At 54.8% G+C, this 13,985-nt stretch carries 13 protein-coding genes and 1 tRNA gene; 8 read left to right on the top strand and 6 right to left on the bottom strand.

Annotated elements, in window-relative coordinates; genetic code table 11:
- Positions 1-4 precede the first annotated feature (4 nt).
- The gene (gene fucA, locus QVF11_RS15035) at positions 5-652 is read right to left on the bottom strand and encodes an L-fuculose-phosphate aldolase (protein ID WP_287858031.1); all 648 of its coding nucleotides are present in this window, start codon (positions 650-652) and stop codon (positions 5-7) included.
- 572 nt (positions 653-1,224) lie between these two features.
- Between fucA and fucP the strand changes: the two genes are divergently transcribed.
- From fucP to fucR, 5 genes are all read left to right on the top strand, one after another.
- Positions 1,225-2,535 carry an L-fucose:H+ symporter permease gene (fucP, locus tag QVF11_RS15030; RefSeq protein WP_112213903.1) on the top strand — a complete coding sequence of 437 codons (1,311 nt, stop codon included), beginning with the start codon at positions 1,225-1,227 and terminating at the stop codon, positions 2,533-2,535.
- Positions 2,536-2,566: 31 nt separating this feature from the next.
- Positions 2,567-4,342 carry an L-fucose isomerase gene (fucI, locus tag QVF11_RS15025; protein WP_287858029.1) on the top strand — a complete coding sequence of 592 codons (1,776 nt, stop codon included), beginning with the start codon at positions 2,567-2,569 and terminating at the stop codon, positions 4,340-4,342.
- A gap of 100 nt (positions 4,343-4,442) precedes the next feature.
- Positions 4,443-5,861, top strand: a complete 1,419-nt coding sequence (fucK, locus tag QVF11_RS15020) for an L-fuculokinase (protein WP_287858027.1) — start codon at positions 4,443-4,445, stop codon at positions 5,859-5,861.
- Between the two features lies 1 nt (position 5,862).
- The gene (gene fucU / locus QVF11_RS15015) at positions 5,863-6,285 is read left to right on the top strand and encodes an L-fucose mutarotase (protein WP_287858026.1); all 423 of its coding nucleotides are present in this window, start codon (positions 5,863-5,865) and stop codon (positions 6,283-6,285) included.
- 57 nt (positions 6,286-6,342) lie between these two features.
- A complete protein-coding gene (gene fucR, locus QVF11_RS15010) occupies positions 6,343-7,053 on the top strand; it encodes an L-fucose operon activator (RefSeq protein WP_112213907.1) in 711 nt (236 codons plus the stop codon).
- Between the two features lie 61 nt (positions 7,054-7,114).
- On the opposite strand, the gene rlmM is transcribed toward fucR, so the two are convergent.
- The 3 genes from rlmM to gcvA are packed head-to-tail and all read right to left on the bottom strand — an operon-like array spanning position 7,115 to position 9,540.
- Positions 7,115-8,215, bottom strand: a complete 1,101-nt coding sequence (gene rlmM, locus QVF11_RS15005) for a 23S rRNA (cytidine(2498)-2'-O)-methyltransferase RlmM (RefSeq protein ID WP_112213908.1) — start codon at positions 8,213-8,215, stop codon at positions 7,115-7,117.
- Positions 8,208-8,603 carry a DUF423 domain-containing protein gene (locus tag QVF11_RS15000; RefSeq protein ID WP_142514562.1) on the bottom strand — a complete coding sequence of 132 codons (396 nt, stop codon included), beginning with the start codon at positions 8,601-8,603 and terminating at the stop codon, positions 8,208-8,210. Before QVF11_RS15000 ends, rlmM begins: the two co-directional genes overlap by 8 nt.
- Before the next feature lie 19 nt (positions 8,604-8,622).
- Positions 8,623-9,540, bottom strand: a complete 918-nt coding sequence (gcvA, locus tag QVF11_RS14995) for a glycine cleavage system transcriptional regulator GcvA (protein ID WP_004114967.1) — start codon at positions 9,538-9,540, stop codon at positions 8,623-8,625.
- A 434-nt stretch (positions 9,541-9,974) separates the two neighbouring features.
- Here gcvA and csdA point away from each other — a divergent pair, with 434 nt between their 5' ends.
- Positions 9,975-11,180: a cysteine desulfurase CsdA gene (gene csdA, locus QVF11_RS14990; protein WP_142514563.1), complete on the top strand. Its 1,206-nt coding sequence runs from the start codon at positions 9,975-9,977 to the stop codon at positions 11,178-11,180.
- Positions 11,180-11,611, top strand: a complete 432-nt coding sequence (gene csdE, locus QVF11_RS14985) for a cysteine desulfurase sulfur acceptor subunit CsdE (protein WP_287858023.1) — start codon at positions 11,180-11,182, stop codon at positions 11,609-11,611. The genes csdA and csdE overlap by 1 nt, the downstream gene beginning before the upstream one ends.
- 96 nt (positions 11,612-11,707) lie before the next feature.
- On the opposite strand, the gene tcdA is transcribed toward csdE, so the two are convergent.
- Complete coding sequence (gene tcdA / locus QVF11_RS14980; protein WP_287858021.1) at positions 11,708-12,517, bottom strand: tRNA cyclic N6-threonylcarbamoyladenosine(37) synthase TcdA; 810 nt, start codon at positions 12,515-12,517, stop codon at positions 11,708-11,710.
- Positions 12,518-12,597: 80 nt separating this feature from the next.
- Positions 12,598-13,695, bottom strand: a complete 1,098-nt coding sequence (mltA, locus tag QVF11_RS14975) for a murein transglycosylase A (protein ID WP_112213913.1) — start codon at positions 13,693-13,695, stop codon at positions 12,598-12,600.
- Positions 13,696-13,906: 211 nt separating this feature from the next.
- Between mltA and QVF11_RS14970 the strand changes: the two genes are divergently transcribed.
- A tRNA-Met gene (locus tag QVF11_RS14970) sits at positions 13,907-13,983 on the top strand.
- Positions 13,984-13,985 lie beyond the last annotated feature (2 nt).

Raw genomic sequence — 13,985 nt, 5'->3', positions numbered from 1 at the left:
GGCTTTATTCTTCGATACGTAATCCGTAGGTTTTGAATTTTTCCAGCACGATAGCGATCGCCTCGTCATCAAGCACCGGAACCGGATCGACAATAGCCAGCGTGCTGAGGTAGAGCTGTGCCAGCACTTCCACCTCATGCGCCAGCCACAGTGCTTTTTCCAGATTCGCTTCGCAGGCGATCAGGCCATGGTGCTGCAATAGCGTCGCTTTACGGTTTTTAAGGGCTACGGCCACATATTCAGACAGCTCGCGGGTCCCAAAAGTGGCGTATGGCGCGCAGGGGATAGAATTACCGCCCGCCGCCGCAATCATGTAGTGAATAGCCGGAATAGGACGGTTGAGGATCGAAACCGCCGTGCAGTGAACCGCATGGTTATGCACCACCGCGTTAGCGTCAGAACGCGTCTGATAAGCCGCCATATGAAAACGCCACTCGCTGGATGGCAGTTTGCCTTGTTCATGCTGGCCGTTGGCATCAATATAAACAATGTGCGCTTCGGTCAGTTTTTCATAAGCGATGCCCGTGGGCGTTATGAGCATTCCCCCCTGATAACGCACGCTCACATTACCTGCGGTTCCCTGGTTTAATCCCAGGCGGGTCATTTCCAGGCAGGTATCAATAATCTGCCGGGCCAGTCTATTTCGTTCCATTTCTTACCTCTCTTTATGATGCTCAATACGACAACAGACGACTCACCTGGCATGACGCCCTGGCGCTGTTGAATAATGCGAATAATTGTTCACCATCATCATCCTGAATAATGAGAAAGGAATTTACATCACCACGTTCTGTGATATCCCTCACTTATTTGAAGCCAAAAAAAACAGATAACTCATTTTAAATTTCTCAAAAATGCCCGTTATTACTGATACATTAAAAAACGGGCATTTTAGCGATAATTGTAACAACTGCCCGTTTTCCACATTATAAATTTAATCGGTCATTCTCTTTGTGGGTTTTAGAATTAACATTCTCAAACGGTCATGTTTTCCTGATTATTAAAGTGATGATAATCACATAAAATCACTCAATAGATGCTAAGTGTGACCACCATCATATTAAAAGACGTTTTTTATTTGAAAATGCATTCATGAGTTCATTCCGTGATGTTTATTTCACTGTTTACACCGTCACCGGAACTCCCCTGATTTTTGCGGTCTGGTGGATATAACCAACCACACTCTAATGCTGCTGAACACGCTTCTGAACCAATGAGGATGCTATGGGAAACACAACAATACAAACGCAGAGTTTTCGTGCGGTAGATACAGGGCAAAGCAAACGCTATATTATTCCCTTCGCCTTACTGTGCTCGTTATTTTTCCTTTGGGCGGTCGCCAATAACCTGAATGACATCTTATTACCCCAATTTCAACAAGCTTTTACGCTAACTAATTTTCAGGCCGGACTAATCCAATCCGCTTTTTATTTTGGCTACTTCGTCATTCCTATCCCTGCCGGGATCTTGATGAAAAAATTAAGTTACAAAGCAGGAATTATCACCGGATTATTCTTATATGCTTTAGGCGCAGCATTATTCTGGCCAGCCGCCGAAGTGATGAACTACACCTTATTCCTGATTGGATTATTTATTATCGCTGCAGGTTTAGGTTGTCTGGAAACGGCGGCAAATCCTTTTGTTACTGTTTTAGGGCCAGAAAGTGGTGGGCACTTCCGACTTAATCTGGCGCAAACTTTTAACTCTTTTGGTGCCATTATCGCCGTCGTCTTTGGGCAAAGTCTTATTTTGTCTAACGTGCCGCATCAATCTCAGGAAGTGCTCGATAAAATGGCACCCGAACAGCTCAGTGCCTACAAGCACAGCCTGGTGTTATCGGTACAAACCCCTTATATGATCATCGTCGCGGTCGTCTTACTGGTCGCTCTGCTGATTATGTTGACCAAATTCCCAGCCCTGCAAAGTGATGATCATAGTGATGTCGGACAGAGTTCATTTTCAGCATCGTTTTCCCGCCTGGTGCGCATTCGCCACTGGCGCTGGGCGGTACTGGCGCAGTTCTGCTACGTCGGCGCGCAAACCGCCTGCTGGAGCTACCTGATTCGCTACGCTATCGAAGAGATCCCCGGCATGACGCCCGGATTCGCCGCCAACTACCTGACCGGCACCATGGTGTGCTTCTTTATTGGCCGCTTCACTGGCACCTGGCTTGTCAGCCGCTTCGCGCCGCATAAAGTCCTGGCAGCCTACGCTCTGCTTGCCATGATTCTGTGCCTGATTTCAGCCTTCACGGGCGGCCAAATCGGCCTGTTGGCCCTGACGCTGTGCAGCGCATTTATGTCGATTCAGTATCCGACCATCTTCTCGCTGGGCATCAAAAATCTGGGACAGGACACTAAATACGGCTCCTCTTTCATCGTCATGACCATCATTGGCGGCGGCATCGTCACCCCGGTCATGGGTTTTGTCAGCGACGCCGCAGGCAGTATTACGACTGCAGAGCTCATTCCGGCACTTTGCTTTGCCATCATCTTCATCTTTGCCCGTTTCCGTTCACAAACGGCAGCTAACTAAACATTTATCCGAATAACGTGAGGAATCTGTAATGAAAAAAATCAGCTTACCGAAAATAGGTATTCGCCCGGTTATTGATGGACGTCGCATGGGAGTGCGCGAGTCGCTCGAAGAACAAACCATGAATATGGCGAAGGCCACCGCCGCGCTTATTACCGAGAAACTCCGCCATGCCTGCGGTGCGCAGATTGAGTGCGTGATTGCCGATAGCTGTATCGCGGGGATGGCGGAATCCGCCGCCTGCGAGGAGAAATTCAGCAGCCAGAACGTCGGCGTCACCATCACCGTCACGCCATGCTGGTGCTACGGCAGCGAGACTATCGATATGGATCCGCTGCGGCCGAAAGCCATCTGGGGCTTTAACGGCACCGAACGCCCCGGCGCGGTTTACCTTGCCGCAGCGCTGGCCGCCCATAGCCAAAAGGGTATTCCGGCGTTCTCTATTTACGGTCATGACGTACAGGATGCCGATGACACCTCCATCCCTGCGGACGTTGAAGAAAAACTGCTGCGCTTCGCTCGCGCTGGCTTAGCGGTCGCCAGCATGAAAGGCAAAAGCTATCTTTCCGTCGGCGGCGTGTCGATGGGGATCGCCGGTTCTATCGTCGATCATAACTTCTTCGAATCCTGGCTGGGCATGAAAGTGCAGGCGGTGGATATGACCGAACTACGTCGCCGTATCGACCAGAAAATCTATGACGAAGCCGAACTGGAAATGGCGCTGGCGTGGGCGGATAAAAACTTCCGCTATGGCGAAGACCAGAACGCGCAGCAGTATAAGCGTAATGAAGAGCAGAGCCGTGCAGTGCTGAAAGAGAGCCTGCTGATGGCAATGTGCATTCGCGACATGATGCAGGGCAACAAGAAGCTGGCGGAAAAAGGGCTGGTTGAGGAGTCGCTCGGCTATAACGCCATCGCTGCCGGCTTCCAGGGCCAGCGTCACTGGACCGATCAATACCCCAACGGCGATACCGCCGAAGCGCTGCTCAATAGTTCATTCGACTGGAACGGCGTACGTGAACCCTTTGTCGTCGCCACCGAGAACGACAGCCTCAACGGCGTAGCCATGCTGATGGGACATCAGCTGACCGGTACCGCTCAAGTGTTTGCCGACGTCCGTACCTACTGGTCGCCGGACGCCGTTGAACGTGTCACCGGAAAACCGCTGACCGGGCTGGCTGAGCACGGCATTATCCACCTGATCAACTCCGGCTCGGCGGCGCTGGATGGATCTTGTAAACAGCGAGATGACAACGGCAAACCGACCATGAAACCACACTGGGAAATCAGCCAACAGGAGGCCGACGCCTGCCTGGCCGCCACCGAGTGGTGCCCGGCGATTCATGAATATTTCCGCGGCGGCGGCTTCTCTTCCCGCTTCCTGACCGAAGGCGGCGTGCCGTTCACTATGACCCGCGTGAATATCATCAAAGGCATTGGTCCGGTACTGCAAATCGCCGAAGGCTGGAGCGTGGAGCTGCCTAAAGAGATGCATGACCAGCTTGATGCCCGTACCAACTCCACCTGGCCCACCACCTGGTTTGCGCCGCGCCTGACCGGTAAAGGCCCGTTCTCAGACGTCTACTCGGTGATGGCTAACTGGGGCGCTAACCACGGCGTGCTGACCATCGGTCACGTCGGCGCCGACTTTATTACCCTGGCGTCAATGCTGCGTATTCCGGTGTGCATGCATAACGTCGAAGAGGCGAAGATTTATCGCCCTTCCACCTGGTCTGCGCACGGCATGGATACAGAAGGCCAGGATTACCGCGCCTGCCAGAACTATGGCCCGCTGTATAAACGTTAATGCGGCTTTGCCCGGTGGCGCAAGCTTACCGGGCCTACGGGTACATGAACTGTAGGCTGGATAAGCGCAGCGCCATCCGGCGACGTTTATGGAGTTATTTATGAAGAATGAAGTCATCCTGGTCCTCGACTGCGGCGCCACCAACGTGCGAGCAATTGCCGTTGACCGGCAGGGGAAAATTATCGCCCGTGCCGCAACGGCCAACGCCAGCGATATTGCCGTGGAGAACAGCGCCTGGCACCAGTGGTCGCTGGAGGCCATTGTGCAACGCTTCGCGGAGTGCTGTCGGCAGATTCGCAGCGAACTGTCCTCCTGTCGGGTTCGCGGCATCACTGTCACCACCTTCGGCGTCGATGGCGCGCTGGTTGATGAACACGGCGAGCTGCTCTATCCGGTCATCAGCTGGAAATGCCCGCGCACCGCGGCCGTTATGGAAAGTATCAGCCGTTTTATGCCCCCGCAGCAGCTCCAGCAAATCTCCGGCGTCGGCGCGTTTAGCTTCAACACCTTGTACAAGCTAATATGGCTGAAAGAGAACCACCCGCAGCTGCTGGAGCAGGCCCACGCCTGGCTGTTTATTTCCTCGCTCATCAATCATCATCTGAGCGGGGAGTTCACCACCGATATCACTATGGCGGGCACCAGCCAGATGCTGGACATCCACCAGCGGAATTTCAGCACGGAAATCTTACAAGCCACCGGCCTGCCGCGCCGCCTGTTCCCGCGACTCGTTGAAGCAGGCCAGAAAATTGGCACGTTGCAATCTGATGCCGCGAACTTACTGGGCTTACCCGCAGGTATTCCAGTTATCTCCGCCGGACACGATACCCAGTTTGCGCTATTTGGCGCAGGTGCTGAACAGGATGAACCGGTGCTCTCATCCGGCACCTGGGAAATCCTGATGGTGCGCAGCGCCCAGGTCAACACGCCGCTGCTTAGCCACTATGCAGGCTCCACCTGCGAGCTGGATAGCCTGGCAGGGCTGTATAACCCCGGCATGCAGTGGCTGGCCTCCGGCGTGCTCGAATGGGTGCGCAAGCTGCTGTGGACGTCGGAAACGCCGTGGCAGACGCTGATTGAAGAAGCGCGGGTTATTCCTGAGGGTGCTGAAGGCGTGAAGATGCAGTGCGACCTGCTCGCCTGCCAAAACGCGGGCTGGCAGGGCGTGACGCTCAACACCACTCGCGGTCATTTCTATCGCGCTGCGCTGGAAGGGTTAACGGAGCAGCTTGCGCGCAACCTGCAAACGCTACAAAAAATTGGCCACTTTAAAGCGACCGAACTGCTGCTGGTTGGCGGCGGCAGCCGTAACGCGCTGTGGAATCAGATTAAAGCCAATATGCTCGATATTCCGATTAAGGTGCTGGATGATGCCGAAACCACCGTGGCCGGAGCGGCAATGTTCGGCTGGTACGGCGTCGGTGAATTTACCAGCCCGGAACAGGCCAGAGCACAGGTGAGCTACGAATACCGTTATTTTTATCCGCAAACCGAACCCGAACTGATTGAGGGAATTTGAGATGCTAAAGACTATTTCACCGTTAATCTCTCCAGAACTGCTGAAAGTGCTGGCGGAAATGGGGCATGGGGATGAGATCATTTTTTCCGATGCCCACTTCCCGGCGCACAGCATGGGGCCGCAGGTGATTCGCACCGACGGGCTGTTAGTTAGCGATCTGTTGAAAGCCATTATTCCGTTATTTGAACTCGACAGCTACGCCCCGCCGCTGGTGATGATGGCTGCGGTAGAAGGCGATACGCTCGACCCGCAGGTTGAAACGCGCTATCGCGATGCGCTTTCAGGCTCTGCACCCTGCCCGGATATCACCCGCATCGACCGCTTTGCCTTCTACGAGCGGGCGCAAAAAGCCTTTGCGATCGTTATCACAGGTGAGCGTGCCAAGTACGGGAATATTCTTTTAAAAAAAGGGGTAACGCCGTAATCTCATGCCGCAGCGCCCGTCCAATGCGGGCGCTCATCGAACGCCAGGGTGAGAAAAATGAAAGCGGCACGACAGCAAGCGATTCTAGACCTGCTCATGAACCATACCAGCCTGACCACCGAAGCCTTATCACTACAGCTTAACGTCAGCCGGGAAACCATTCGTCGCGACCTCAGCGAACTCCAGTCCCAGGGGAAAGTGCTGCGCAACCACGGTCGGGCAAAAGTGATTCATCGGGAAAACCAGGACAGCGGCGACCCTTTTCACATCCGTCTTAAAAGCCATTACGCCCACAAGGCAGATATCGCGCGTGAAGCCCTTGCCTGGATAGAAGGAGGGATGGTTATCGCCCTTGATGCCAGCTCAACCTGCTGGTATCTGGCCCGTCAACTGCCGGATATCGACCTTCATGTGTTTACCAATAGCCAGCCGATTTGCCAGGAATTGAGCAAGCGCGAAAATATTCAGCTCACCTGCTCCGGCGGTACGCTCCAGCGCAAATATGGCTGTTACGTCAGCTCGTCGCTTATCTCGCAGCTCAAATCGCTGGAAATCGACTTGTTTATTTTTTCGTGTGAAGGCATCGACAGCGACGGCGCGCTTTGGGACTCGAATACGGTCAATGCCGATTTTAAATCGCTGCTGCTGAAGCGGGCTTCGCAATCATTACTGCTGATTGATAAGAGCAAATTTAATCGTTCGGGGGAGGCACGGATCGGCCATCTGAATGATGTGACGCATATTGTTTCTGATGTATCGCAGTCATAACAGCTATTTGCAGCGCCGGATAATAGCTTAACGCTTTATCCGGCCAGCAAAATCGACGAAACTAGCGTTCGTCGCGACGACCACCGACAGCAGCCCACAGGCGGCGCACGTGAACGGTCACTTCTTCGCGATCGTGATACAGCTGGCGCGCCTGGATTTGCGCGTTAATACCGTGCTCGTCCAGTTGCTCCTGGATATAAGCCAGGTTGCGCGATAGCTCTTCATAGCGTTTTTTCATCGGCAGTTTAAGGTTAAAGATGGTTTCACGACACCAGCCGTTCACCAGCCACTGCGCCATCAGCGCCGCCACTTTCGCCGGTTTTTCCACCATATCGCACACCATCCAGGAGATGTTGTTGCGCGTTGGGCGATACTTGAAGCCATCCTCACGCAGCCATGTGACCTGCCCGGTGTCCATCAGGCTCTGCGCCATCGGACCGTTATCCACCGAGGAAACCCACATATTTCGTTTGACCAGCTGATAGGTCCAACCGCCGGGGCAAGCCCCGAGGTCTACCGCGTACATGCCGTTCGCCAGGCGCTCATCCCACTCATCCGCCGGAATAAAAACGTGAAACGCTTCTTCCAGCTTAAGGGTTGAGCGGCTTGGCGCATCGGATGGAAACTTAAGTCGCGGAATACCCATATAGAACGGCGAGTTGTTATTGGACAACGAATAGCCGGTATAGCAGCAGCCGGGGGCGATAAAGAACACATGCACTACCGGGCGCTTTGGCGTTTCATAGTTGGTCAACACCCCCGCCTCGCGTAGCGCCGCGCGCAGCGGTACCGTAAACTTACGGCAGAACTTCATCAGCTCTTTGCTTTCGTTAGTGTCGGCCACCTCAACGCGCAGCTCGCCGCCTTTTTCGACCACGCCCTGCAGCATCCCGACAATCGGGGTGATCCTGTCTTCCGGCGGCAGGTCGCGCAGCAGCTCGCTGACAACAAACATCTGACGAGCAAACACCAGCGAACTGAACGGCAATTCACGCACCAGCTTTTCGCCGTCTTCGGCCTGATAGCACTCAAAAATCACATAACCGGAGTCGTCTTTAACTCGGGCAAAACCAAATACCTCAAGGCGGCCAGCCTTATCGGTAATTTCTGCTGCGCACTCTTTCTCAAACCCAGGGCGACAATAGAGGACAACTTTATTCATGAACAACGCCCTTACGTTTCAGACGAATTGCACCAACTAACATTAATACCCAACCGGCGAGGAAGCAGACGCCCCCGACCGGCGTAACGAACGCCCACAGGCGTAAATGCGACAGCGCCAGACAGTACAGGCTGCCGCTGAATAGAACGGTACCGAGCGCCATAAAGACGCTACTCCAGTAAAACCAGATGCTGATGCGGCGCTGCATCGCCACCGCCAGACCAAAAATTGCCAGCGTGTGGAAAGCCTGATATTGCAGGCCGGTATGGATCCAGCCCATTTCCACAACGCCCATCGTTTTACTTAAAACATGCGCACCAAAAGCGCCCAGAGCCACAAAGATAAAACCGCTTATCGCGGCGAATATCAGCATAAAACGGCTGGTCATGTGATTACCCTACAATGATTTATTGTTCATAACGAAAGCGAAATTTTTCTTGTTCATTAGCCGCTTTTGCCAGAATCCACTGGCGGAAGGCGGCTATTTTACCCAGTTCAGCCTGACTGTCATGACAAACGAGATAAAACGCATTCTTGCTGACCAGAACATCATTAAACGGGCAGACCAAACGGCCTGCCTCAATCTCGGACTGCGCCATCACGTTGTTGGCCAGAGCGACACCTTGTCCATGGATTGCGGCCTGCAGCACCATTGCGCTGTGGCTAAAAATCGGTCCCTGTTGCACATTAATATGGTTTAGACCCAACTGGCGGGTATAAGTTTGCCAGTCGCGACGGGAAGCATCGTGTAACAGCGTATGTTGCGCCAGATCGGCAGGTGTTTTCAACGCTTTGTCACCGGTAAGCAACAATGGCGAGCAAACCGGGAGCAGATATTCGGCGTATAATTTTTCAACGCGCAGCCCCGGCCAGTTGCCGCGACCATAAAAAATCGCCACGTCAACATCATCCGCCAGCTTGTCTTCCTGACGGTCTACCGCCTGGATTCTGACATCGATTCCCGGATAAGCTGAGTTAAAGCTTGTGAGTCTCGGCACCAGCCACTGTATGGCAAAACTGGGCAGCATACTGACGGTCAACGCCCCTTTTGCACTTCGAGCCTGAAGCTTGCGGGTCGCCTCGGTGAGCTGGGAAAAAATCTCTTTAATATCCTGAAAATAGCTCTGTCCCTCTTCCGTCAAAAGAAGAGAACGATTGCGTCGACGGAACAGCTTGAGGCCGAGGAAATCCTCCAGGGACTTGATTTGGTGGCTGACTGCGGCCTGGGTCACAAAAAGCTCATCGGCGGCGCGAGTGAAGCTGAGATGACGTGCGGCTGCATCAAAAACACGTAATGCATTCAGAGGTGGCAAACGCTTTGACATAGTTATTCTGGCTTAGATGTTAAGGCAATTTAACAAACAGGAAACAACAGTTAACCTATTAGTTTTTTTTATCTGAGCCATTATAATTTGTCCGTTGAGGTTCTACCAGCAAATACCTATAGTGGCGGCACTTCCTGAGCCGGAACGAAGAGCTTTTTTTGGAATGCGTGTTCCAACAAGCTTTTGGCTTACGGTTGTGATGTTGTGTTGTTGTGTTTGCAATTGGTCTGTGTGTGCGGACCATGGTAGCTAAGCTACCCCTTTTTCACTTCCTGTACATTTACCCTGTCTGTCCATAGTGATTTAATGTAGCACCGCAATGCGCGGTGCTTTTTTTTGCCCAAACATCACCACACTATCTTTGTCCCCCTCTTACCAGCCTTGCCCTTATGGGGAAAGTGCGCGACGATCCTGGTATCGACACGAGGAATTCCATGAACGCATTCAACCCCGTCCAATTTCGCGCCCAGTTTCCGGCGCTGGCCGATGCTGGCGTCTATCTTGATAGCGCAGCAACGGCGCTTAAGCCGCTGGCGGTGATCGAGGCCAGCGACCAGTTTTATCGCCTCAGCGCGGGTAACGTCCACCGAAGCCAGTTCGCTGCGGCTCAGCGCTTAACCGAACGCTATGAAGACGCACGCGAGCGCGTGGCGGCGTTGCTTAACGCCCCTTCCGGCAAAGATATCGTCTGGACGCGCGGCACCACTGAGGCCATCAATATGGTGGCGCAGAGCTACGTCCGTCCGCGCCTGAAGCCGGGCGATGAAATTATCGTCAGCGAAGCGGAGCATCACGCCAATCTGGTTCCGTGGCTGATGGTCGCAGAGCAAACCGGCGCGCGGGTAGTGAAGCTGCCACTGGCTAGCAATCACCTGCCGGACGTAGCTGCTCTGGGCACGCTCATCACCCCACGTAGCCGGGTGCTGGCTATCGGCCAGATGTCCAACGTCACCGGCGGCTGTCCGGATCTGGCGTTGGCGATTGGTCTGGCCCACGCTGCCAATATGGTAGTGATGGTGGACGGTGCGCAGGGCGCGGTGCATTTCCCGGCGGACGTGCAGGCGCTGGATATCGACTTTTATGCCTTCTCGGGTCATAAGCTCTACGGGCCAACCGGCATCGGCGCGCTGTATGGCAAAAGCGAACTGCTGGCAGAGATGTCGCCCTGGCTCGGCGGCGGGAAAATGATTACTGAAGTCACCTTCGACGGCTTTAAAACCCAGCCTGCGCCCTACCGCTTCGAAGCCGGAACGCCAAATATCGCCGGAGTGATTGGCCTGAGCGCGGCGCTGGAGTGGCTGGAAGAGACGGATATCGCGCAGGCGGAAAACTGGAGCCGTAGTCTGGCGACGCTGGCAGAAGACGAACTGGCGAAACGCCCGGGCTTTCGGTCTTTCCGCTGCCAGGACTCCAGTCTGCTGGCGTTTGATTTTGCCGGTGTTCACCATAGCGATATGGTGACGCTGCTGGCGGAATCGGGCATCGCGCTGCGCGCTGGTCAGCACTGCGCCCAGCCGCTACTGGCGGCACTTGGCGTCAGCGGTACCCTGCGAGCCTCGTTCGCACCTTATAATACGCAAGACGATGTTTACGCGCTGGTGCACGCCGTCGACCGCGCCCTGCAAATACTGGTGGATTAATGACGACTTCTCACCCTTTTGGTACCCACATCACCGAAGAGGCCTTACGTCAGACCTTTACCCCGCTCAGCCAGTGGGAAGATAAATATCGCCAGCTGATTTTATTGGGTAAGCAGCTTCCTGCGCTGCCTGATGACCTGAAAGCACAGGCGAAAGAGATTGCCGGGTGCGAAAACCGCGTCTGGCTGGGCTATTTCATTGATGCCGAGGGCAAACTGCATTTCTACGGCGATAGCGAAGGCCGCATCGTGCGCGGCATGCTGGCGGTGTTATTAACCGCCATTGAGGGGAAAGGAGCTGGCGAGCTGCTGGCACGGGACCCGCTGACGCTGTTTGATGAGCTGGGACTACGCGGTCAGCTCAGCGCCTCGCGCAGCCAGGGACTGAATGCGCTGAGCGAAGCGGTTCTCAGCGCCGCCCGCGAGAGTTAATCTCACCCCGGGGGCGGCGCTTGACGCGCCTTGCCCGGGCTACGGGTTCGTGCGGTTTTGTAGCCCGGACAGGTGCGCAGCATCGCCTCCGGGAATCTACGCTGTCTGCCGCGCCGCCTTCGCCAGCATTTTCTTCAGCGCATGAGAGACAGCGACAAAACCAAAGGTTGCGGTCACCATCGTCGCCGCGCCAAATCCAGATGCGCAATCCATCCGTTTCGGACCCTCAGCGGTGCTTTTCATCGCACATACGCTGCCGTCTGCCTGCGGATAAACCAGCGCCTCGGTGGAAAAAACGCAATCCACGCCGAGTTTACCTTTACTATTCTTCACTACCCCGAACTGGCTCTTCAGGCGCTCGCGCAGCTTTGCCGCCAGCGGATCCTGGATAGTTTTCGCCAGATCCGCGACCTGAATTTGCGTCGGGTCAATTTGCCCGCCCGCACCACCGGTGGTCACCAGCGGCAGCTTATTACGGCGGCAGTATGCGATTAACGCCGCTTTCGGGCGCACGCTGTCGATGGCGTCAATCACGTAGCTAAAGCCGACGCCAAGGTACTCCGCGACGTTTTCCGGGGTGACAAAATCGTCCACCACCGCCACCCGACACTCGGGGTTGATCAGGCGAATGCGCTCTGCCATCACCTCAGCTTTCGCCAGCCCGACGTTGCCGCCGAGCGCGTGAACCTGGCGATTGGTGTTGGTCACGCAGACATCATCCATATCGATAAGGGTAATCGCGCCAACCCCGGTTCTCGCCAGCGCTTCCGCCGCCCAGGAACCTACGCCGCCGATGCCGACCACGCAGACATGTGCGTCGGCAAAACATTGCAGCGCCTTTTCACCATATAAACGCGCCGTGCCGCCAAAACGCTGGCGCCAGGCATCGCTGATTACAACAGACATAGAACCTCAGAATAAGTGGGCATTCCCGGGTCGCGGCGCAAGCGCCTTACCCGGGCTACAAAATATCGGCCAGGTGTGCGTTAACCGCTAAAGACGTTACCCGCGCCCGGCGCGTTTTTCAGCACCCACACGCGGCCATAGTGGTTATACCAACCGGCACGATGTCCAGCATCCGGGCCAATGCCCTGGTAAATATCAAAGTGCTGGCCCTTAATCGCACCGCCGACGTCCAGAGCAACCATTAAGCGCAGCTCGTACTGACCGTTAAACTTACCGTTATTATCTAGCAGCGGCACTTCCGCCAGCAGCGTGGTTCCCGCAGGAATAATCGAACGGTCGGAGGCCACCGACGCGCGGCCAATCAGCGGCACCGCGCTGGCGCCCTTCACCGGCGCGAAAGACTGCGGCTTAAAGAAGACGAACGACGGGTTCTGCTCCAGCAGCTCGCGCACCTCCGCCTCGCTGTGTTTTTCACCCCATTCGCGGATCGCCTGCATCGACATATCTTCCCGCTTCACTTCGCCGCGATCGATTAGCACTTTACCGATGCTGTAATACGACCAGCCGTTTTTCCCGGCATAGCTAAAGAAGTTCAGCGGCGAACCGTCGCCAAAGTCGATATAGCCGCTGCCCTGCACGTCCATGATAAAGTTGTCCATCAGCGAGTTGCTGTAGGCCAGGATGTAGTTGTCGCTCAGAGCGCCCGCGTAAATGCTGGCGCGGGAGGGCAGCTTACCGCGCTTCGGCGGCATACGGTAAATCGGGTACTGGAACTCGCCCTGACGCGTGTGGCGCGCCTGCACCACCGGCGTATAGTAGCCGGTAAACTGGACGTTACCGTAGTTATCCGTGCCCTGCATCTGCCAGGCATCAAGACCAAACTGGCTCAGCGTGCGGGTATCACCGCCGGAGCGCAGCCAATCCTGAATCGCATTATAAACGTTGCTCTGGCTGGTATAGAGGCGCGGAGAGGCGCTGCGAATCTGACTCACCTGTTCGGAGAAATCGCCAGCGTTAATCGGCGAGCCTACCGCATCAGGTTGGTTAACCAATGAAAACGGTTGGGTGAGTTTACCTTCATTATACTGCTGACCGCGATCGGTCGGTTTTGAGGAACAGGCGGCCAGCATTGCCAGCATTGCCCCTGTTACTGCGTATTTTGCCCAACGTCCTTTCATGGTATCTCTTCTTTATGCTGCTAAGCCCGGGTGCGTGATGAAGATAACAAACCCCCAGGGCTAATGAAATGCGCTTACGCACCGCAAAAGCAGTTTTGCGCAAAAAACAGACGGAAAGTGCTTATGTATGCACCATTTTTTACAAAATTGACGATTTATGTCAAAAAGGGTTGCATCAAAACGTTAGCGGAGTATAGTGCGCATCCACGGACGCGGGGTGGAGCAGCCTGGTAGCTCGTCGGGCTCATAACCCGAAGGTCGTCGGTTCAAATCCGGCCCCCGCAACCAAT

The sequence above is a fragment of the Klebsiella sp. genome, assembly GCF_027492335.1.
Lineage (GTDB): Bacteria > Pseudomonadota > Gammaproteobacteria > Enterobacterales > Enterobacteriaceae > Klebsiella > Klebsiella huaxiensis.
The sequence above is the reverse complement of the archived record's forward strand: the minus strand, read 5'-3'. Positions and strand labels throughout refer to the sequence as shown.

Coding starts and splice junctions, on each gene's coding strand:
- fucI (WP_287858029.1), top strand. CDS start 2,567: ATGAAAAAAATCAGCTTACCGAAAATAGGTATTCGCCCGGTTATTGAT.
- fucK (WP_287858027.1), top strand. CDS start 4,443: ATGAAGAATGAAGTCATCCTGGTCCTCGACTGCGGCGCCACCAACGTG.
- fucA (WP_287858031.1), bottom strand. CDS start 652: ATGGAACGAAATAGACTGGCCCGGCAGATTATTGATACCTGCCTGGAA.
- mltA (WP_112213913.1), bottom strand. CDS start 13,695: ATGAAAGGACGTTGGGCAAAATACGCAGTAACAGGGGCAATGCTGGCA.
- fucU (WP_287858026.1), top strand. CDS start 5,863: ATGCTAAAGACTATTTCACCGTTAATCTCTCCAGAACTGCTGAAAGTG.
- csdE (WP_287858023.1), top strand. CDS start 11,180: ATGACGACTTCTCACCCTTTTGGTACCCACATCACCGAAGAGGCCTTA.
- fucP (WP_112213903.1), top strand. CDS start 1,225: ATGGGAAACACAACAATACAAACGCAGAGTTTTCGTGCGGTAGATACA.
- gcvA (WP_004114967.1), bottom strand. CDS start 9,540: ATGTCAAAGCGTTTGCCACCTCTGAATGCATTACGTGTTTTTGATGCA.
- csdA (WP_142514563.1), top strand. CDS start 9,975: ATGAACGCATTCAACCCCGTCCAATTTCGCGCCCAGTTTCCGGCGCTG.
- QVF11_RS15000 (WP_142514562.1), bottom strand. CDS start 8,603: ATGACCAGCCGTTTTATGCTGATATTCGCCGCGATAAGCGGTTTTATC.
- tcdA (WP_287858021.1), bottom strand. CDS start 12,517: ATGTCTGTTGTAATCAGCGATGCCTGGCGCCAGCGTTTTGGCGGCACG.
- rlmM (WP_112213908.1), bottom strand. CDS start 8,215: ATGAATAAAGTTGTCCTCTATTGTCGCCCTGGGTTTGAGAAAGAGTGC.
- fucR (WP_112213907.1), top strand. CDS start 6,343: ATGAAAGCGGCACGACAGCAAGCGATTCTAGACCTGCTCATGAACCAT.